Raw genomic sequence first — 21007 nt, 5'->3', positions numbered from 1 at the left:
TGTGCTTTCGCTTGCCGTTCGCCTCTTGCCGCTTACTTCTCCAACTTCGCTTTATAAGCGTCCAGCTGCTTCTGATACTCGGCCAGCACCTTGTCGATTCCGGCCGATTTCAATTTGTCCTGAGCGGCCTTGATGTTCTTGTCGTAGTCGATGACGCCGCGGTAGATCGGCGACACGTCGGAGGTGAACACCGCCTGGACGTTGGACATTTCCGCCTTCACCGGCGCCGGGTCGAAGAAGAAGTCGGCGGCGAAAAAGTTTTGCGCGTTCGGATCGGCCTCGAACAGCTTCTTGTTCGCCGTCAGCAGGTTCTGGTCGATGCGGATGAAGTTCAGGTTGCCGATCATCCAGTCGTCCTGGATATACAGCGGCGTGTTCGTCTTCGGATCGATCACCGTCTCGATGCCGCGGTCGCCGACCTTCTTATAAGTAGTGCCTTCGATGCCGTACATGAACAGGTCATAGTTGTCCTGGTTGTCGTACAGCCAGTTCAGGAACTTGACGGCCGCCGCCGGGTTCTTGCTGTTGGCCGCAACGACGTTGACGTTCTTCGCGTTGACCATACGGTAGCGCAGCTTCTCAGGGTTGAGACGAATGAGCTCGATATCCTCGTCCTTGATTTCCGGGTACGTCTTCTGCACGTCCGTCAGCTTGTTCGGCGTACCGAACATGAACACGTATTGACCGGATTTGATTTGCTGCTCGACCTGCTCCTGCTTGACCGTCAGCACGTCCGGATGCACCATCCGCTTCTCGTACGCCTGGCGGAACCAGGCGGCATCCTGCTTGAACTCGTTGGTTTCAACCCAGTTTTTGACGATGCCGTCCTGGCCGATGTACGCGATGTTGTCGCGAACGGTGAACGGGTACGTATCATAGGTCCGCTGGAAAATGTCCGCCGGTCCCGCCGTGCCGCCCCGGATCGGGATCGTGAGCTTCATGTTGAGGCTCTTGTTCACCTGCTCCATCGCGTCCAGCATTTCCTGGCGGTTCGCGAACGAGGTTAGGGCGCCTGCTTTCGCGAGCAAATATTTGTTGATCGTTATCGAGCCGTCGACGGCCGATTCATACCAGTAAGCCGGCACGCCGTAGATTTTGCCTTCCTTCGTCACGCCGCTCCATACGGATTCGGGGATAACCTTTTTCAGATTGGGCCCGTACTGCTCGACCTCCTTCGTAATGTCCTTGAGCGCACCGCGTCCGGCGTAGTTGGCCAGACCGACCCAGTCGTTCATGACATGGAACATGTCGAACTCTTCGTTTGTGGACAGCTTCAGGTTGATTTTCTGCTCCCAGGCGCCCCAATCGATGTATTCTTTCTCAATCTGCACGTTGACGCCGTCCTCAAGCAGCTTTTTGTTGACCGCATCTTTGACCGCCGGCCATTCCTTCGGCTCGGTGCCGGGAATGACGTATTTGAGCGTTACGACTTCCTCTTTGGGCGCATCCGTGCCCGCATTGCCGCTGCCGGCGCTGTTCGCCGCATTCGGCGCATCGGCCGTATTGTTCGACCCGCCGTTGTTGCCGCAGCCGGCCAGCAGACCGTTCAGCATGACGAAAGACAGCATGATTGTCGATGCCTTTTTCAACTGGACCCTCTCCTTATAATGAAAATGATATATATATGAACCCCTGGCGGAGAACATATCGACTTTGCAGCCGGTCTTGCCTCGCTTCTCGATCAGCCTTTAACGGAACCGATTACCAGCCCTTTCACGAAATACCGCTGCAAATACGGATACAGGAACGCGATCGGGCCGATCGTGATGATGACCGTCGCCATTTTGGCCGATTCGGCCGGCAATGTGTACTCCGCACTGGCCCCGGTCGGCAGCATCTCCAGCATCTGAATGTTGGAGCGCAGCTGGAACAGGATATATTGCAGCGGATACAGATCCTTGTTGCCGACCAGCATGATCGCGTTGAACCAGTCGTTCCAGTAAGCGAGCGCGTAAAACAGGGCGACGGTCGCCAGAACGGGCACGCACAAGGGCATGTAAATCCGGAAAACGATCCGCAAATCGTTCGCGCCGTCCAGATAAGCCGACTCCCGCAAGGCCTCCGGCAGCCCTTCCATGAAATTTTTGACCAGAAACATGTTGAAGGCGTTGAACATCAGCGTCGGCACGATCAACGCCATCACGTTATCGATCAGTCCCAGCTTCGTACTCATCAGGTACCATGGCACCAGGCCGCCGTTGAACAGAATGGTTATAAAGAAGTATAGCGCCAGGAAATTGCGGTACTTCACATTCGGATTGGACATCGGGTAGGCCGCCAGCGCCGTGATGATCAGGGCGATCGCCGAGCCGGCCGCCGTAACGAAAATCGATACCGCATAGCCTCTGAAAATAAGCGCCGAGTTGACGAAAATCGTCCGGTAGCCGTCCAGCGAGAACGCCTCCGGAAAGAGGCTGTAGCCGTTTTGGCTGATCGCATTCTCCGCCGTGAAGGAAACCATGAGCGTCAGGACCATAGGGAGCAGGCTTGCGATCGAGAACAGCGTCAAAGCGGTATAGACGGCGATCGTACCGAAGCTGAAACGGTTTCGCGTTACCATTAGTAGAGCGCCCCTTCCTTGAAAAATCTGCGTGTCAGCCAGTTGGCGCCGAACACGAGCAGCAGGCCGACCGTCGATTGGAACAGGCCAACGGCCGCGGCGTTCGAAGGGTCGCCGATCTGGCGCAAGGCGCGGAACACATAGGTGTCAATGACGTCGGTTGTCGGATACAGCACACCGTTATCTCCGATAATCGCATAGATCATGCCGAAATCGCCGTAGAAAATTTTCCCAAGATTCAGCAGTGTCAGTATGGCGATGGTCGGCGCGATGAGCGGCAGCGTGATCCGGGTCATTTTCTGCCAGCGGGATGCGCCGTCGATTTCGGCCGATTCATACAGCGAACCGTCGATGCCGGTAATGGCCGCGAGGTAAATGATCGACGCCATGCCCGCTTCCTTCCACACCTTCATCCCCACCAGAATGGCAGGCCAAGCTTCGGCCTTGGAGTACCAGTTCACTGGCTCGCCGCCGAACGCCTGAATGACCTGGTTGATGATGCCGAAATCCATCGTGAACAGGCTGTACATCATGTAGCTGACGATGATCCACGACAGGAAGCTCGGGAAAATCATCGTCGTCTGCGCCAGCTTGATGAAGAACTTGTTGCGGATTTCATTAAATAACAAGGCCAGCGCGACCGCGAAAAAGGTAACGAAGATCAAAAACAGCACGTTGAGCTTGATCGTGTTCCAGGTGACGAGCAGCGCGGCGTTCGAGCGGAAGAAAAACACGAAATTGTCGAACCCGACCCACTCGCTGCCAAGAAGCCCCTGCTGATAATTGAACCGTTGAAAGGCGATCAGAAGATACGGATAAGTCGCGTAAGAGAAAATGAACACGTACACCATCGCCGGCAAGATGAGCAAATACGAATAACGGTTTCTCGCGATTTCGCGGAGGAAGCCGGGGCGCTTGCCCGATCTCGGCGGGGCGGCTGGAGAAGGGTTTTCCATCGTCAGCACTCCTTGCCTCGTTCGTTGATTGAATCATACCGGCACGGGGCAGGGCTGTAAATTTCAAGTATCGGCGATGCTTTCACTAATCGAAGAACCGGCTTTCAAATTCGCGCACTGCGTATTAAAAAAGCGATTAGGCGGCGGAAATCCGCCGCTTAACCGCTCCTTGAACCGCTTTGGTCAGACTGCCGCTATGCAGTGCCGCTATGCGCGCCGGAAGAGACGCACATGGGACTGCTATACCGGATCCAACTCTTTAGCAGCCTGCTCTCTGTATTGGGACGGCGTCATGCCGTACTTCTTTTTGAACAGGGTCGTAAAATACGGCACATTGTACACGCCCACCCGTTCGCCGATATGAGCGACCGAATCGTTCGTCGCAGCAAGCAGCGTTTTGGCCTCCTCCATCCGAATATGGGTGACGTAATCGTTGAACGTCGTGCCGGTCATGCTCTTGAACAGCTTGCCGATGTAGCCGGCGGAGAACCCGACATGGTCCGCTGCAGCTTCCAGCGAAAGCCCGTGCTCGGCGTACTGCTCCTTGACGAACTGCCGGATTTCTTCGATCAGCTTGGCATTTTTGGCGACGGTCGTGTTCTTCTTGTTCTCCTCGAGCATGTCGACGATGCAGGAGGTCATTGCTGTGAGCATATGCTCGATGTCGTCCAGGGTCTCGACATGGCGAAACTCCTCCAAGGTGCGGAACAGTTGATCGGCATCGACGCCCCACCACTCCGTGATATATTCAAATTCCTTGATGATGCCGAGCATGAGGAAGTTCGTGTACTTCATGGCACTTGTATAGGCGCATCCGGTCAGATAAGCTTTGAATTCCGCCAGGTGAGCGCGAATCGCCGGCTGACGGCCGAGCTTGACGGCGTCGATCAGCTTTTTCTCGATCACGGACGGGTAACGGGAAGTCTGCTCCGATCCTGCCGGTTGCATCGTGGTCCTGCTTGCCAAGCAGCCTTGGCCGAGAAACAGCCGTGATTCGATGTAATGCTGTGCCGACTTGTAGGAGTCGCGAATCTCGCTGACCGCTCCGCACGGATCGCCGATGGCGACCGACAGGCCGATGCCGTAATAATGATGGACCGCGTCCTGGATTTCGCCAAGCACGAGATGCAGATGGTCTTCGTGAAGCGGCTGCTCCGATTGCAGGATAAGCGCCGTCTCATCCTCGTCCGCATTCGCCACATCGCTGCGGTAAGACCGGCTGATCAGCTCATGCGCGATGTTGCTGACGGCGAACCGGATCAGTCCCCTGTTGTAGGAATCGTACTGTTCGCGGAAAGCGGCGTAACGATCGATTTTGAAAAGGATGACCGTCAGGCAAGGCCCGTTCAGCCGGCTTTTCCACTCGCGCTTCATCTCGGCGGATACCGCGATTTTATTGGCGTTGCCCTTGAGCAGCAGGGCGAGATAGCTGTCCTTGAGCGCGCGGGCGGAACGGTCGATCGTCGATTCCATCGACTTCGCCGTTTCGATTTTCTCCGTGAATGCTTCGGTCAGCATCTCGTATTCGTCATAGCGCATTAAAGCGGTGGCGGTTGGCGGACCTCCGGTCGAATTGACCTTGTCCAGCAGCGTTCTGATCGGATTGTAAATATTGCCGGAAAGCATGAACGATGTCACCGCGCCGGCAAGGACAAGCAGCACGACTACGAGGATCGTCCAGTTGCGCAGCTCGTAGATGTTGGAGATCAGCTCCGCGTACGGACGAACGCTGACGAAATACCAATCCAGATTGGACGATTTTATGTAGGTGACCAGATGCTTCTGCCTGTCGAGGTTGTACACGAAGCTCCCTTGGCCGTCCGGGTCGGCGAGAATTGTACGCACGTACTCGTGTTGGGCCGCATAATTCTCCATGAAGTACTCCGGACTCGAGTGGGACAGTACGGTGCCCGACGCGTCCATCACGAATGTAAGCGAATCTTTGGTGGAAGCGCTTAGGTTGCGCATCGTGTTGCGAATATACGACTCGTCGAGGTCGACCATGATCGCGGAGGTGGGCGTTTCGGCAAAGGAGCGCTCCGGGATGATTTTGAACGTCAGCAGCCTATAGGATGTCGAGCCGGTGACGGAATCCACCCTGCGCGGGTAGAAACCGAAGGTGTTCATCTCTTCCGTGGCCGCGATATGCGGATCCGGCTGCAGGCCAAGGGAGTCGATGTAGGCTCCGGTCGTGAAGTTGTAGACGCTCAGGTTCTTAATGAAGGGGTACACCCCTTGAATGCGGTTCAAGAACAGGTTGGCGGTGTAATCGACCGTCTTGCTGTCCGTATTGGCGTACAGGAACGACATGATTTCGTTGTCGCTCAGCATTTGTCCGGTGACGTCCTGGATCTGGTCGTACACCACATTCGCCGTGTAGCTGACCTGAGTCAGCATTTGTTTAGAGGAACGGTCTATTTCCTGTACCGCCCTTGCGGAAAACATCAAATAGAGTATGAATGAGAGCAGTGTAATGGTAACCGTCAGCAGCAGCAAATAGGACAGCACCAATCTGCGGTAAACCCTATATTGACGAATCCGTCTAAGGAAAATCATGGCGCGATGCGTCACCCCCGAACTCTATGATACTGCAAATCGGCGAGGGAAGAAATGACATCGTGACAGCGCTTTCTGATTTCCCGGAAAATATGTCGGTTGGCGGGGAGTCGGGGCGGAGACCGGACCTTGCCTGCTCTCACGTAACTTTTCCTGCCAAACTAGTACCGAGACCTGGTTTTCCCCTCCCTCCGCCACTAGCTAGCTTGGCCCGCCTACGTTTCTGCGTCTAAGCCCGGAGTTTGCCCGCTCACTATCATACGCTCCAACTCCTCTATCACCATTTTATCGCGCGTCACACCGATAAGGCACGCCGTATCGCTGCCGGCGCCGGGCGCCAGTAAGAACGCTTCGCCGTCCGCATGCTTCTGCGACATCCGGTTCGGCCTGGTGCGGCACGGCTGGAAGGAGAACATGAAGCTCTCCCCGATTTCCTTGGCGATCAGCGACCTGGGGAAACAGTCAAGCGGCCGGATCACGAAAGCCGCCGTATCGAACGCGTCGTTCACGATCATTTCGGCAGTGATATCGGCAGCGTTGCCAAGTTGCGGAAAGTATGCGGCTGCCTCTCCGACCGCTTCCAGACCGGCAACCGGCTCAGGCACGTATTGGTAGCACCGAATCGGCCGCTTGCCGTCCCGCAGGGCGGGAATCCGCAGCGGATCCTCCTCGGGAGGCGCGCTGTCCCGCAGCAGCATATGCCGCTTTGCGGTCGGCAGCACGTAGCGGCCGCCTTCGTGCAGGTAAGGCCCGCATAATTGAATATGATGACCGTCGTCAAGCGTTTGATCCGAGCCGGACAGGTTGACGGTCGTTTCTTCTCTCAGCATAACGGTTGAGTTCCAGCGGGCAAACATCCGGACGTTCTTTTCAAAAACCGGCTCCCCCTCATACCCCCTGCATACGACCCGGCCCGCGACAACAATCCCCGCTACATCGAAGCTCACCGAGACGGATTCCGGATCGGCCGGAGAATAGGAGCTTGTCCCGTGCAGCGTCCAGCCCTCTCCGGGCGTCCCGAACAGTTCGGGCCCGATCGACGCCACCGCCGAATAAAATCCGTCCAGCCACCCGGTGCCGCCCCGCTCCTGCAGATCGACATGGTCCGGATGCAGCAGATGCTTCATGTCGCGATTCCAGCTCACGAGCTCGCCGTCCAGTCGAATTTCCCCGATTTCCATCCCTCTCTCGGGCAGAACGGTTATGACCAGCCGCCCGTTATCGACCGCCAAGATCGTCAGTTCACCGCCCTTTCCGTCAATGAACCGCCGCCGTTCGACGCTTCCGCCATGCGGCAAAAGCGCCCGTTCCCCATCCTTCAGTTCCCCGAGTGCACAACGTCCGGTTTGCAGCTGCATATTATCCCTCTTTCAGCCCTATCGGATACGAGAAAACAGTTGGACGGGTCATGTAACCGCCCAAGCTGTCTTCCCTCCGGTTTATTTATTTCCCTTAACATTCAGCAGCGGACGGATGAATCGTCCATCCTCAAACACCACAGTGCGCACTTCCTCGCCCGGCGCGGCCTGAAAAGAAGAGTTCGCATCATAAAAATGAAATTCACTCGGATACGCGGCATAGCTGGTCACCTCGTACCGGTCGCCCCGCTTGACGATTTCGCCGTTGACGCAGCGAACTTCGCCATCTTGATAATAAAGATACGTCTTCGTGCCGAAGCCGGCCAGATAGGCGGCCAGCTCCTCGCCCATGTCCCAATCGTCGCCGGAAGCGTTGCCGAACAGCTCCGCGAACAAACCGCCGTCTTCGGCAAATACGGATTGACCGAACCGGTTCCGGGACAAATCCGGACGATTCAGATTAGGTCCCGCCACGCTATAGGTGGAAGCGGCCTGACCCCGCTCGAGCTTTTTGTTCGTTGCGCTCGCATGCCAATCATAGCAGTAGAACACAGGCACCGCCGCACGGTAGGCGGCCTTCAGATATTCCGGGTCACGCAAGTGCTCGTATGCGACAAGCGCGGAAGCGGACACCATGCCGCCCCACAGCGAATGGATCATGTACGATAAGGACTCCCACCAGCGGTCGGGGTTCTGCGCCCGAAAATCGTTGCTGAAGCCGATGTTGGCAAGCAGCAGTGCGCCGTAACGCTTCGCTTCCTGCCTATAACCCAGCAAGCAAAGCGCTTCGCAGGTCGGCCCGAAACCCGCGTTATCGTAAAAATGCTCGGTGACCGCGCCCTTGTACTGTCCGGTTTCCAGCCGCAGCCGTTCCCCCGCCTCCTTCCACAGACGGGACAGCCGTTCGTGCAGGCCGCTCATACCGTGCCGGGCCAGATCCTGCAGAAGATCCTTGATGAACAAAATGTAAACCCCGAGCATTTGCGTTTCTTTTTTCTCGCGATCGTCCTCGTGCAGGTTCGCATCGAGTCTGACGATCATCACTTCGGCCGCCCATTTCAGGTAATCGTCCGGCCGCGCATGGCTCAACCGGCCGGCCTGAAATTTCGACAGCAGATAATACACGTGGGCAACGTAATCGAAATCGATGATCCGGTAAAAACCGCCGTCGCCATAAAGCTTGGCCGGACGATAAAAATCCCCGTTCTCGAACCACTTCGTTTTCATATAAAATACGGCGCTGTTCTCAACCTTCCGCACCTGGTCCGCGTCACAGTCTCCCATCAGGTTCTTCATCAGAACCAGATTAAGCTTGCCCAGCGATTCGCCCTGATTGGACAAAGGGAGAAAAGCGTGCGGCGCCTCAGCGTTCTCATCCTGATACAGGTTCCGGCAGATGTAATCGGTACGGGCTTCGATGATTTCCTTCACCGGCTCCATCACGTTGAACACGACGAAATCGGTTTTCCCGTTATCCAGCTCAAAAACCAGCTTGCGCTCTCCGGGCTCCGCCATCGGCACGACGAGCTCAAATGCGCCGTTATCCGTGCGCTTCACAAGTCCTGCCGCATCGGCTCGAAGCAGCTGGCCGCCCTCGCTCGACTCCACCCAAACGGCACGCAGCTTGCGCGCCTCGGGAAGGCGGAATAACGCCTGGAAAGTGCCGCCGGCGACGGCGGCGGGACTGTATTCGACAAGCGGATGGCCCAGACGCAAGCCGTTCTCGTAAAATTGCCGCTTATCGGCGAACGGCAGCAGCATATATTCCCACTCCGCCGTGCCGCCAGCCTGCAAGACAAGAGACTCCGCTCCGCCCGGACAGTAAATCCAGTCGGAAGCCGCAGCACGCGGGTCCCCGGTGCCTGCTCCGGCCAAAACAAGCTTGTGAAACAATATGCCGTCGAGCGATGGAGACACGTCCTTGAAAAAGTTGTTCTCGAAACGGCAGTACGTGCCTGCCGAGCGCGTGACTCCCTTGACCGCATATACACCCAAATGCGGGCCTTGCCCGCTTCTCCGCACGGCCGCGATTTTGCTGAAGTCTTTGGAGATGGAAGGGAAGACGGCGCACGACTTGCTGATGTTGCGCCTCACATCCGGATCCCGGTACATGATATAAGCCAGCGCGGACCAGATATGGAACTCGTCTACGGCCAGCTCCTCGCTGCCGCGGTTATGGAGCGAAATTTGCCAGCGCAGCGATGCCTCGTCCGATTCAAGATCGTAGGCGATCCGCACGTCGAAACGGTCGAAAGCATAAACGAGGCTGAGCTCCCCCCCGTTCGCTCCGGTCCGCGCCAGCAATGGCTGAACGGACATGCTGCCGTATTCCTTGCCGCCCGCCTTCACATCGAAGTGCCCGAAACATTTTTCCTCATCCCGGTACCCGGCTTCTTCCAGATAAGCGGGGTCGACCACCCAGTTCATACTGTCGGCGTCATCGTTAATAAGCAATTTATTGATAAAGCCCCGGTCCGACATTTGAAGGGTAAATACGGCATTGTTGATGGATTCCAATAGGCTCACTCCTGCCTTATATGTCTATATCCGTGCGCCAGGCGCTCCTGCGGGCGCGCCACGACCGTTCGCCTAATTCGCAACGCCCTGCCGTGCGGAAATCTGTTCCCGAATCGCGTTGAAGTCCGCGGTTCCGAACATGTCGTAAAGCTTCCAGTAGCAATGGACGGCAACGGCCGGAATCCAGGGGAAGCAAGTTTTATTGCCTTCGCCTTTCCAGCGTTGTCCGAAGCCGGTATCGCCGAACATCGGGTCGTCCCATGCCCACCAGCTGATCAGATAACCTTCCTCTTGAAGACCGGTGTAAGCGTAGCCCCAGTCCTTCTCGGGGGTAGCCACCGTCTGGTTGCAGCCGTGCCAGAGCAATTCGGCGACGCGAAGCATATCTTGATCGACGGTCAATACGGCGATTTCCACCATCTCCGCCACACCCGACAGCTCGAACGGATGGACGTAGCCCGCGCCAGGCGTGTCGCAAGCCCCGATGCCGGTGCTGCGGAAGTCGAACTTGGCCAGCGTGCTTTGCGGCGGAAGCGGAACATCCCACAGCACGGTCCAGGAAGCGTTCAATTTAGCGGCGTCATGAGCGCCCTGCAGGAAATACGGGTCTTTCGTCGCCTTGTACAAGGCGAGCAAGCCGATCATCGGGAAGTAGATGCTTTCGTTATCGATCAATTGCCCTTTGGCATAGATGCTGTCATGAATGCCGCCGTTGAACTTGATGCCCTTCACGATCGTCTCCCGCACGAAACGTCCGGCTTTCTCCGCCGCTTCCAGATAGCGCTCGTCCCCGGTGATCTCATAAAGCTCGATGAGCAGCGGTATGGAAGTGGCCGTCGACGACTTCTGCTCATAGACCGTGGTGCCGAACCAGATCGGCGGATCGGTAATCGCTTTGCCGCCGATGTCGTACGCGCGGTACCAGGTGCCGTCCGTTTCCTGCGTGCGGAGCAGGAATTCGGCGTACCGCTTCGCAGCTTCCAGCCACTCCTTGTTCTCTCTGCCCTGCGATTGCTCAAAGCGGTAGATCAGCAGCAGCGCATGAACATCCTCATTCATGCAGCGAAGATAGGACCCTTGCTTCTCTCTGAGCGCTTTGATGACAAACTCGCGGTGCTCGTACAGAGGTCCCATCAGCTCGCGGAGCCGCTCTCCTTCCGCATAGGCAAGCGGCAGCAGCAAGCCTGTCCACCAGAAGTCGAAGCTCTTTTTCTCCACGCTGTACAAGTTATAGAACATGCCGGTTTCAGGCAGATGCGCTTTCTCCACGAAGAAATCAACGACCTTCTGCGCTTTCTCCACATAATTAGGGACACCGTTGTCCAAGCCGAAGCGCAGCGAATTGTAGGCGCTCAGAATGTTCTGGCCGGTGAAGCCGAATTGAATGATATTGCTGAGCTGGACGCCGTTCTGCGGATGGCAGTTCAACGCATAGCCGGCGGGCTTGTTCGAGTCTTCCTCTTCACTCTTTTCGATGAAGTAACGATCCAGCGCCTCGAGGCGGTATTCGTTCAACTTCTCTGCGGTTGCCGGCAAAGGCACGGGCGTCGATTCGAGATCTTTCATGCGCCGCGTGTAGGTTTGCCAAACGGCATCGATGAAGAGCGGAGCGCTTTCCACCCGGATTCCGTATGACACCTCGAACGCTTCGCCCGTCTCCGCCGGCCAGAACGAGCCCCAATCCGGGCGCTCCTTCATGTACAACGCGTGGCAGCGCTCGCCTTCATAGAACGGGTAGGAGGCGCGCAGCGACATTTGATTGCCGTCAACCGGCGCTTTCCAAACCCCAAGGCTTCCGATGTCCGTTTTTTGCAGGAACAGCCGTTCCTTGTCCGGACGGTCCGGGACATCGTCCCATGCCGGACGATCGGCCCGCAGCAAGCTCATGCCGATTCGGCGCTTCTCGTCATAGGCCAGTACCGCCAGCATATTCAACCGGTCTTCCCGATACATCAGGTTTCTGGCGCCCAGGTAATCCTCCAGGCCGTCTTCATCCAGATCGTTCTTGTCGTACAGCGCCGGCGGAGCGAAATACTTCAGATCGGTAAAATCCGTCTCTTCCTGCAGAGCGGTGACGACGTCGAGCCGCAGCCGGAAGCCGGATGCTCCGGCGCCCTGCAGGACGGTCAGCTTCCGGTTCACCTGCCAGGTATCGTCTTCGGCCTGCAGCCACTCGTCTGCAATCCGGAAGCGGGAGCCGCCGGCATCCAGCTCGGCTTCGCACAGAAAACCGTTCTCCGTTTGCTTCACAGCGGAATAAGCAGCCGTATGCTCGGCGATTTCCTGTTTGGGGGCTCCTGCGCGCCAAGTGTCCAAGCATACCGGCTGCGGAATGCGGAGAACCCTCACGGTTTCCTGCTGCGATTCGCCGAATTCAAAGGACGGCGTTTGGCCGGGCGGCCCTTGATCCCATTTCAACGACAGCTTTTGCATGATTGATCTTCCCTTCTTATTCTTTGGTCGCTCCCGCCGTCAGCCCTTTGATCATCCCTTTTTGGGCGATAATCGTGAACAGGATAACGGGAATAATGTAAAGGATGCCGGTTGCCGACATTTTGCCCCAGAACGTCTGGAATGTCGTGACATAACCCGCGATCCCGACCGGCATCGTTTGGGTCTCCTGCGTCCGCGTAAGCGTGAGCGCAAACATGAACTCGTTCCATGCGGCCAGAAAGCTGAATATCGAGGCGACGCCCACCGCCGGCAGCGACAGCGGAACCGCGATTTTTAGAAACTTGCCGAGCGTGCCCAGTCCGTCGATTTCCGCCGCCTCTTCGATTTCGTGCGGCAGCTGGCGGAAGAAGCCTTCCAGGATCCAGATAATCAAGGTGAGCTGCAACGGCAAATACGTAATGATCAGCGCCAATTCGGTATTGATCAAGCCCAGCTGGCGCATCATCAGAAAGAATGGAACGCCGAGCACAATCGGCGGGAACATCCGCGTGGCGATCACGCCGGCAAACAGCATCCCGCTGAACCGGTATCTGTACTTGGCGAATCCGTATGAAGCCGGAATCCCTACAGCCAAAGAGAGGACCGTGCTGACAAGCGCAACCGTCAGGCTGTTGCCCATAAACGACTGGAATTTACCTTCGTCGATGATTGCCTGATAGTGCTGGAGCGTGGCCGGATCGGGAACGACCACCGGCGGTATGGCGAACATTTGCACTTCCGTCTTGATGGAGGTCAGGAATGTCCAAACGAACGGAAACAGGACGAATACGGACATCAGAATCAGGATCAGATAGGCCGCCAGGTTCGACAATCGCAATTTATGCATCAGGCTCTATCCTCCCTTGGCCGCAAAAGCCGGAATAAGACGAAGCTCACGATCATGATCAGGAGCATAACCAGGAACGAAGCCGCCGACCCTTGGCCGAATTGCAGGCCGGTAAACGTATTTTTGTAAATGTACGTGCTGAGCACTTCCGTCGATCCACCGGGACCGCTTTGGGTTAAAATGTAGACGATATCGAACACCCGGAACGCGTCGGACAAACGAACGACAAGAATCATCAGAATCGCCGGCTTCAGCAGCGGCAAGGTTATGGTGCGGAATGTTTGAAAGGCGTTGGCTCCGTCCAGACGGGCCGCCTCGTACAAGTCCTCGGACAGCGAGGACATGGCGGCGAGCAGGATCAAAATAACGAAAGGCGTAGCCAGCCAGACATTCGCGATCAGAACGGCCGTCCGCGCGCCCCATACGGTTCCCAGCCAGAGCGGTCCGTCAATGCCGACAAGTTCGAGCAGCGCGTTGACGACCCCGTACTGGTCGGCGAATAGCCATCTCCATTGCAGGCCGGAAACGACAGGCGCGATCATAAGCGGCAGCGTGAAAATGATCCGAAAAAACTTCGTTCCGGGCAAGCTTCGATTGAGCACAAGCGCGACCGCGAAGCCGATAATAAGCTCCACGATGATCGTAACGGATACAAACCCGAATGTATTCCTAAGCGAGCTTTGGAATTGGCTGGATTGAAGCACCTTCCAATAGTTGTCCAAGCCGACGAACGCGCCGGTGGACATCATGCCTTGCGATTCGTAAATACTGAGCTTGAACGACGACAGGATCGGATAAAGGACCGTCGCCGCCATGACGAGCAAGGCGGGCAGCGTCAACAGAATTCCCGCGGTTCTGCGGGATCGGTCATGCTTGCCGTTTCTTTTCTTTGCGGATACTGACATGCGGTATCCTCCTCGGACTGATTTGGTAAAGGGTCCCCCCCGACGGAAAAGGGCCGCAGCGAGCGGGTCGATGCAGCCCCTCCGGATTGCTGTGCCGGGGTTATTGGCCCACGATAGCCTCGATATCTTTCTGAGCGGCTTTCAGTTCTTCTTCCGGTGTCGTTTGCTTGGTCATGATCTTGGAAAGCGAGAGCGCAAGACGTTCCTGAATGGCCGGAAACACAGGCGTGGTCGTCACATTCTGGCCGTAATCAACCGCCTCGGACATGATGGCGATCGCTTCCTTGTCCTCTTCCTTCATCGTGCTGTCCGCATTCAACGCCTCGACGGCGGCCGGCTTCACGACAGGGTTGATAAACTGCTTGCCGAATTGCTCCAGTACTTGCTGGCTCGTCGCCCACTTCACGAACTCCATGGCCGCATCCTTGTTTTTGGAGCTGGACGAAATGCCGTGCCCCCAACTCCAGACAGCGCTTGTTTTCTCTTTGCCCGCAGGCTGGAGGGCGACCGCGAACTTGCCGGCTACTTTGGACTGCGCCGGGTCGTTCGCAAGCGTATACATATACGGCCAGTTCATGATCATCGCCACTTTGCCCTGCATGAACATATTGTGGGCGTCGGCGTTGTCATAGCTCACCGCGCCTGCCGGGCTGCTTTTGTCTTCCAGTTGAATGCCCGTCAGAAACTTGAACGCGTTCAAATTTTCGGGACTGTCGACCACGACTTTGTCCCCGTCAAGCACCTTGCCGCCAGCTTGCAGGAACCTGTCCATCAAATGGGTGACAGGCTCTCCGCTTTGCTTGCCTTCCACGATCGTGCCCGAAATACCGTTCGTATTATCGGTAAGCTTCTTGGCATACTCGCGGAATTCGTCCCACGTTTCCGGCGCTTTGGTCAACCCCGCTTTCTCGAACAAATCCGTGCGGTAGTACAGGATCGGCGTATGAACGAGATAAGGAAGCCCATAGATCTTGCCCTCGTAAGACACCGCTTCCAAAGCGGATGGAGCGAACTCCTTCTTCTCCTCCTCGGTCAGGCGGCCGTCAATCGGCTCCAGGAATCCTTGCTTGGCGAACTGGGCGATCCATGGCTGGTCGGTCTGGAAAATATCGATCGCGCCCGTGCCCGCCGCCGCTTCCGTCACCAACCGTTCGTACATATTGTCGTGGGGAATTTCCTGAAATTGCACATTGATTCCGGTTTGCTTCGTAAATTCGGGAGAGAGCTTCTTGTAAAACTCCGTATAAGGTCCGCCCGCCTCGGCTGCGATCGTGATCGTTTTGCCTTCGTTTCCTCCGGAATCAGAAAATGCGCCGTTCGCATTCCCTGCCGGTTCCTTGCCGCCGCAAGCGCTCAGCAAGCTGATCGCCAGTGCGGAAATTGCCAATACAACAACTGTCTTGCGCCATGATTTTGCTGGTTTACCCAAAGACATTGAAATGACCCCTCTCAAATTGGATTGAATGCAAGACCGGGAACTCGCGGCTGTGCCGGACTTCCCATAGCGTATGCCGTTTGCGCTCAGCAAGCTCGGTCACTGTTTGTCGATAAGCATCCCCTCCCGACCGGAATGTGCAGAACAAGTTAATCGATTAATTTCCTACTGAAAAAAATTTGGTTTGTTACCTGTTACTTGGGAGCTTGAGCGGCGGAATGCCTCTCGATTAGCGTGCATTTCAGCTTTTTGCTTTTTACAGTGCTTTCATTGCCGGCCAATATGTCCATCACCGATTTCATCGCTTCCGTCCCCATCTCGTGCAGCGGCAGCCGCATGGTCGTCAATTGGGGCGCGGTGTAGGAACTGAATTCACGGTCGTCGAAGCCTACGATCGACAGGTCTTCCGGAACGCGAAGCCCCCGCTCCTTGCAGGCTCCAATTGCGCCCGCGGCCATGTTGTCGTTCATGGCCAGGATCGCGGTCGGACGGCTGTCGGCAGCCAGAAGCTCCGCTGTAAGGCGGCAGCCCGATTCGAATTCCCAGTCCCCCGTCTTGATCAAGGCGGGATTGAACACCAGCCGGTTGTCCATAATCGCCTGGTAATAGCCGTTAAAACGCTCGCGGGACGAGTTGGAATTGAATAACCCGCTGATTACCGCGATTTGCCGGTGCCCTGCTTCGATCAGATAGTTTGTAGCTTCATAGGCGCCCAGATGCTCGTCATAGTTGACGGCATAATCCTCGTCACGCGAGGTGTGGCAGTAGGTGTACACGATGGGAATCCGATTTATTTTGGCCGGGAGCATCGCAGGCGGCATGATCATGGGAGTCGGTATCGGAATCATGGGAATGGCAAATGCGAGCTTGGGCGGAGGGTCCTTAACCGGTAAAATGCTCGCCATGAAATTCGGCATCTCCTTCAGTCTTTGCACGTTTGTGTTCGATGCTGCCGTTTATCCTTTCTTTTACTATCTTTACGGCTGGGAACAAACGTTATTTTCGCTAATATTGACGTTCTGCAGTTCGGTCGGCATCTTCGCAGTCGAGCAGTTCAGGCGAATTCCCGGCCTTATGCAACATAAAGTATCTTCTGGCAGGTGATGACGATGAAGACTGAGAATACGATAGTCGGATCGATAGGGGAAGCCGACGTATCCGCTTGGATTGAAGCCGCACTGCCGAAAGCCCGTGAGCGGATCGCTCCTGGTTTTCCGTTTCATGGGGACGATCTGCAGGTGCATCTAAGTTTCGCGGAGCCCCATGCCGTTCCGCTAGGGAGATGGATGGGGTGTTACCCGGAGCTCGTAGACGGAAAAGGGCAACTCATCGCGCTGCGGGACTGGACCTTCTATCTCGTTTTCCTCCGAAAGGCACTGGAGCCTCTTGCGGCAGATGGCGGGATGCTTAATCGGGCGTTCGCGGATCGGTCGAGAATCAAGATCGGAATCATGAATGATGTCTATCAGCCGTTCGCCCCGCTTCCTGAAATCTACAGCATGATACGCCATCATTCGCTGATTTTGTACCTGTCGTTCGATTGGCTTGAGTCCCACGAGCGGGAACAATGGGAAACGATATGCGGCTGGGCGGGCAAAAGCGTGGCGGAGCGGCTGCTTGCACACCCGGAACCGATCCGGGCGATTGAGGAGGCCGAGGAGCGAGGGCGCAGCATGATGCTGCAAACGGCTTCCCTGTCCTGTTCGGATGAAGGGATGCAAAACCTGCTGGCCGACAATGAAGTATCAAAGGCGGTTACGCCATATTTGCTGCTGACGTGCTTCGGAATTGACGTCCTGATTAAGAAGTCGCGCCGCTTCGGGGACCGGGATGCCTGGCTGAATGAGGAGATCTTGCTGTTGTCAGAACCGGACTATCTGGAAAAAGATATTTTGCACTTTGTGCAGGCGGCAGGTACATAAAGGGTAAAGGAGCGTTTGAAACATGCACATACTGTTTCTTGGCCCCGGCTTGATGGGCGAATCGATGGCGAGACTTTTGCTTAAGGAAGGACATCGGGTCTCTGTGCTGATGAACCGTAATCCCGGGCCGGTCGAACGGTTGGTCGAGGAAGGAGCGGAGAAGGTAGCCGACTTGAAGAAAGCGGCGTCGGAGGCGGACATCGTCGTCTCCATGCTGCCCAATCTGCCTGAAATCAGGCAATTGCTGTTCGAACGAGGCGTTGCGGAGCAGATGCGTCCGGGCAGTCTGTTTCTTACGATGAGTACGGTGTCGCCGGTTGGCATTCAGGAAACGGCGGCGAAGTTAAGGACGTTGGGAATCGATGTGATTGACGCGCCGGTAAGCGGGGGGGCGGTTAAAGCCAAAGACGGGACGTTAACGATTATGGCCGGCGGCGAAAAGGAGACATTCGAACGGTACCTGACGATTTTGCAAATTTTAGGCGAGCATATTTTTCATACGGGACCTGTTGGAACCGGCCAAGTGGTGAAGCTGTGCAACAATTTGCTTGCAGCGATCATTATGGCTGCCAATGCGGAAATCCTAACGATGGGTGTCAAGGCGGGCGCGGATTCGGCCATGATTCGGGATATCGTGATGCGTTCGACAGGAGCTAACCGACTGCTTTCCGATTGGCTGCCGGGAACGATGATGGTCGACAAGTACGAACCGGGTTTTGCGCTGAAACTGATGTATAAGGATATTGAGCTGGCTATGGATCTCGGAAAATCGGCCGTGACGCCAATGTTCCTCGGGGGCATGACGCAACAGCTGTACAGGATGGCGCTGGGAGGCGACGGCGGACTGGCGGATTCCGATTATTCCGTCGTCAGTACCTGCTATCAGGATGCTGCAGGCGTTCGGATCGCATCAGGCGTATAACCTGGATTGGGGAGCGTGACTCGCATGAGTACAGAAATTGTCATCAATCAAGTGAACATGAGATTCGGCAAGGGAGACAAAGCCGTAACAGCGCTTAGCGACATCAACCTCGATATCCCGAGCGGCGAAATCGTTTCTCTGCTCGGTCCCTCGGGGTGCGGGAAATCGACCTTGCTTCGGCTGATCGCCGATCTGCTTGAACCCTCTGCCGGCAAAATTGAGGTCGAGAACGAATCTCCCAGACAGGCCCGCCTCCAACGGAAGTTCGGCATCATTTTTCAACAACCGACACTGCTGGAATGGCGGAATGTCGTCGACAACGTCTCGCTTCCGCTTGAGTTCACCGGACATTCCAGGAAAGAAAGAAAGCAGATCGCGATGGAGCAGCTGCGGATGGTCGGACTGGAAAAGTTCGCCGGACATTATCCCTGGCAGCTCAGCGGAGGTATGCAGCAGCGGGTTGCGATTGCCAGAGCGCTTACGTTCAATCCGCCGATGCTGCTCATGGACGAGCCGTTCTCGGCGCTGGACGAGTTCACAAAGGAACGGCTGCACCTTGAGGTTATCCGGATCCAAGAGCAGACGCGAAAAACCGTTGTGTTCGTTACGCACAGCATTCCTGAGGCGGTCTTCCTGTCCAATCGGGTGATCGTCCTGTCCGCGCATCCCGGTAAAGTCAAACACAATCTTTCAATTGAATTGCCCGGTAAGCGGGATTTGCAAATCAGGGAGCACCCGGCATTTTTCGAGTACACGACAAAGGTCAGAAGCTGCTTCGGCGAGGGGGCATACGATGAGGATCTTCTTGTTTGACGCCAGAAAATTGCAAACCGCCGTCTGGCTTGTTTTATTCCTTCTGGTTTGGGAAGGTGTGGCGTGGTCGATTCGCCATTGGATTCCGGTCACCCAGCCGGAGACGAAGTGGCCGTATTTCACCGACGTTATGACTTACGTGTTCGCCAATCTCGGCATGCTGTTCAAACAAGGCGGAATCACCTTTGCCAACGCCTTGTCCGGCTTCGCCATCGGCAGCCTGGTCGGACTGCTGCTCGCGCTGATCATGAGTTTGTCGGCCACAATCGAGCGCATCATTACGCCGTATATCGTATCCTCGCAGATGGTTCCCATCGTCGGGCTTGCGCCGATCGTATTCGGGATTCTGCGCGACGCGGACATGTCGCGCATCAGCATGGCGGCTTATGTCACCTTCTTCCCCGTCGCGATCAATGCATTGTCCGGTCTGAGTTCCATCCCTTCCGAGAAGAAGGAGTTGTTCGCCTCCTATGCGAGTTCCAAGCCGGTCTATTATTGGAAGCTGGCTCTTCCTTCCGCATTGCCCTATCTGTTTCTCGGTATGAAGCTGGCGGCACCGTTGTCCATAACGGCGTCGATCGTCGTGGAGCTGATGGGTGCTCCGAACGGAATCGGCGTAACGATGGTCAGCAGTTTGTATTACGGATCCTCTCAATCGACATTGTTCTGGGCAACCTTGTTCTTCAGCGCGTTAATCGGATTGGCCGCTTACCTGGTCATTTCCGTGATTGAACGCGTCGCGACGCCGTGGCAGCCGGAATTCAGGTCCACTGGAGGTGGAAACACGTGAAACCTGCATTCCCGAAACACATAACGAGGGAGGGGGCTAAAAAAACGGAGAATCCTTGATTTTACTGAATTTTGTTGGAGAAATCGATCGACTCAATCCTCGTTATGTGTTATAATACATAACGAGGATTGGGGGAGAACACCATCGCCATTATTCGTCAAAAAGATAAACGGTCCGGGATTACATACGCCTATGAATCTACTTCCTACTGGGACCGGGAAAAGCAACAATCCCGTTCCACTCGGCGGCTCATCGGCCGAATCGATGAACAAACCGGAAAAATTGTCCCGACGCGAGGGACGAACCGAAGGGAAACGCAAGAAACTACACCTGCGCTGCGGCGGGGGCCCGTTCCACATGTCGATGTCGCCCGTTGGTTCTACGGGGCCACGTATTTGCTCGATGTAATTGGCGAAAAACTGGGACTTGTCGACGATCTGCAGAAATGCTTTCCGAATGACTATAAATCGTTGCTATCGATTGCCTACTACCTCATCCTGGAATCGGACAGTCCGCTTAGCCGCTTTTCGAAATGGGCTTCTCTGCACCGCCATCCGCATGGAGTGGACATTCCCTCCCAGCGTAGCAGCGAGCTTTTCGCCTCACTCACCGAAGAAAAGCGGTATCACTTTTTTCGCTTGCAGGCCGCGAGGAGAATGGATAACGAATATTGGGCATACGATACGACTTCCATTTCCAGCTATGCGGATGGCTTGCAGCAAGTGAAGTACGGGATGAACAAAGAGCAGGACGGATTACCACAACTCAATTTGGCGCTGTTATTTGGTCAAGAATCGAATCTGCCGTTTTACTACCGCAAGCTCTCCGGTAACATCAGTGATGTGCAGACGGTAAAAAACGTGCTGGCGGATATGGAATTTCTGGGCTTACGTAAAGTTCACCTGGTCATGGACAGAGGGTTTTATAGCGCGACGAACATCAACAGCCTATACAAAGATCACTACAAATTTTTGATGGGCGCCAAGTTATCCT

The 21007-nt window shown here is 55.8% G+C and carries 17 protein-coding genes; 6 read left to right on the top strand and 11 right to left on the bottom strand.

Annotation, left to right across the window (positions count from 1 at the left end):
• Nucleotides 1–32: 32 nt before the first annotated feature.
• The 11 genes from BG52_RS10675 to BG52_RS10625 form a co-directional block, all read right to left on the bottom strand.
• Nucleotides 33–1589 carry an extracellular solute-binding protein gene (locus tag BG52_RS10675; protein WP_036584715.1) on the bottom strand — a complete coding sequence of 519 codons (1557 nt, stop codon included), beginning with the start codon at nt 1587–1589 and terminating at the stop codon, nt 33–35.
• Nucleotides 1590–1681: 92 nt separating this feature from the next.
• Nucleotides 1682–2560: a carbohydrate ABC transporter permease gene (locus BG52_RS10670; protein ID WP_036584716.1), complete on the bottom strand. Its 879-nt coding sequence runs from the start codon at nt 2558–2560 to the stop codon at nt 1682–1684.
• Entirely contained in the window at nt 2560–3516 is a 957-nt protein-coding gene (locus tag BG52_RS10665) for an ABC transporter permease (RefSeq protein WP_051587933.1), read from the bottom strand. The genes BG52_RS10670 and BG52_RS10665 overlap by 1 nt, the downstream gene beginning before the upstream one ends.
• Before the next feature lie 240 nt (nt 3517–3756).
• The gene (locus BG52_RS10660) at nt 3757–6072 is read right to left on the bottom strand and encodes a helix-turn-helix domain-containing protein (protein ID WP_036584718.1); all 2316 of its coding nucleotides are present in this window, start codon (nt 6070–6072) and stop codon (nt 3757–3759) included.
• 215 nt (nt 6073–6287) lie between these two features.
• Nucleotides 6288–7430 (bottom strand): DUF4432 family protein, encoded by a 1143-nt coding sequence (locus tag BG52_RS10655; RefSeq protein ID WP_051587931.1) that lies wholly within the window; start codon nt 7428–7430, stop codon nt 6288–6290.
• 81 nt (nt 7431–7511) lie between these two features.
• A complete protein-coding gene (locus BG52_RS10650) occupies nt 7512–9947 on the bottom strand; it encodes a hypothetical protein (protein WP_223298991.1) in 2436 nt (811 codons plus the stop codon).
• A 72-nt stretch (nt 9948–10019) separates the two neighbouring features.
• Nucleotides 10020–12380, bottom strand: a complete 2361-nt coding sequence (locus BG52_RS10645) for a hypothetical protein (protein ID WP_036585994.1) — start codon at nt 12378–12380, stop codon at nt 10020–10022.
• Between the two features lie 16 nt (nt 12381–12396).
• A complete protein-coding gene (locus BG52_RS10640) occupies nt 12397–13227 on the bottom strand; it encodes a carbohydrate ABC transporter permease (protein ID WP_036585992.1) in 831 nt (276 codons plus the stop codon).
• On the bottom strand, nt 13227–14132 hold the full coding sequence (locus tag BG52_RS10635) for a carbohydrate ABC transporter permease (protein ID WP_036585990.1): 906 nt from the start codon (nt 14130–14132) through the stop codon (nt 13227–13229). The genes BG52_RS10640 and BG52_RS10635 overlap by 1 nt, the downstream gene beginning before the upstream one ends.
• Before the next feature lie 100 nt (nt 14133–14232).
• Nucleotides 14233–15567 carry an ABC transporter substrate-binding protein gene (locus BG52_RS10630; RefSeq protein ID WP_036667231.1) on the bottom strand — a complete coding sequence of 445 codons (1335 nt, stop codon included), beginning with the start codon at nt 15565–15567 and terminating at the stop codon, nt 14233–14235.
• A gap of 194 nt (nt 15568–15761) precedes the next feature.
• Nucleotides 15762–16472: a substrate-binding domain-containing protein gene (locus BG52_RS10625; RefSeq protein ID WP_051602316.1), complete on the bottom strand. Its 711-nt coding sequence runs from the start codon at nt 16470–16472 to the stop codon at nt 15762–15764.
• Between BG52_RS10625 and BG52_RS16810 the strand changes: the two genes are divergently transcribed.
• The 6 genes from BG52_RS16810 to BG52_RS10595 all read left to right on the top strand — a co-directional run.
• Nucleotides 16387–16671: a YitT family protein gene (locus tag BG52_RS16810; protein WP_397310969.1), complete on the top strand. Its 285-nt coding sequence runs from the start codon at nt 16387–16389 to the stop codon at nt 16669–16671. The two genes, BG52_RS10625 and BG52_RS16810, sit on opposite strands and share 86 nt — an antisense overlap.
• A 5-nt stretch (nt 16672–16676) precedes the next feature.
• Nucleotides 16677–17489, top strand: coding sequence for a hypothetical protein (locus tag BG52_RS10615; protein ID WP_036586211.1), 813 nt, complete (start codon nt 16677–16679; stop codon nt 17487–17489).
• 22 nt (nt 17490–17511) lie between these two features.
• A complete protein-coding gene (locus BG52_RS10610; protein WP_051602315.1) occupies nt 17512–18411 on the top strand; it encodes an NAD(P)-dependent oxidoreductase in 900 nt (299 codons plus the stop codon).
• A 24-nt stretch (nt 18412–18435) separates the two neighbouring features.
• Nucleotides 18436–19224 (top strand): ABC transporter ATP-binding protein, encoded by a 789-nt coding sequence (locus tag BG52_RS10605; protein ID WP_051602314.1) that lies wholly within the window; start codon nt 18436–18438, stop codon nt 19222–19224.
• Nucleotides 19205–20014 carry an ABC transporter permease gene (locus tag BG52_RS10600; RefSeq protein ID WP_051602313.1) on the top strand — a complete coding sequence of 270 codons (810 nt, stop codon included), beginning with the start codon at nt 19205–19207 and terminating at the stop codon, nt 20012–20014. The genes BG52_RS10605 and BG52_RS10600 overlap by 20 nt, the downstream gene beginning before the upstream one ends.
• Before the next feature lie 143 nt (nt 20015–20157).
• The coding region (locus tag BG52_RS10595; RefSeq protein ID WP_036667233.1) for an IS1634 family transposase at nt 20158–21007 on the top strand (850 nt) is incomplete at its 3' end.

The organism is Paenibacillus darwinianus (assembly GCF_000598065.1).
In the GTDB taxonomy this organism is placed as follows: Bacteria; Bacillota; Bacilli; order Paenibacillales; family Paenibacillaceae; genus Paenibacillus_I; species Paenibacillus_I darwinianus.
Note: the sequence above shows the minus strand (reverse complement) of the source record. Positions and strands in the feature narration are given on the sequence as shown.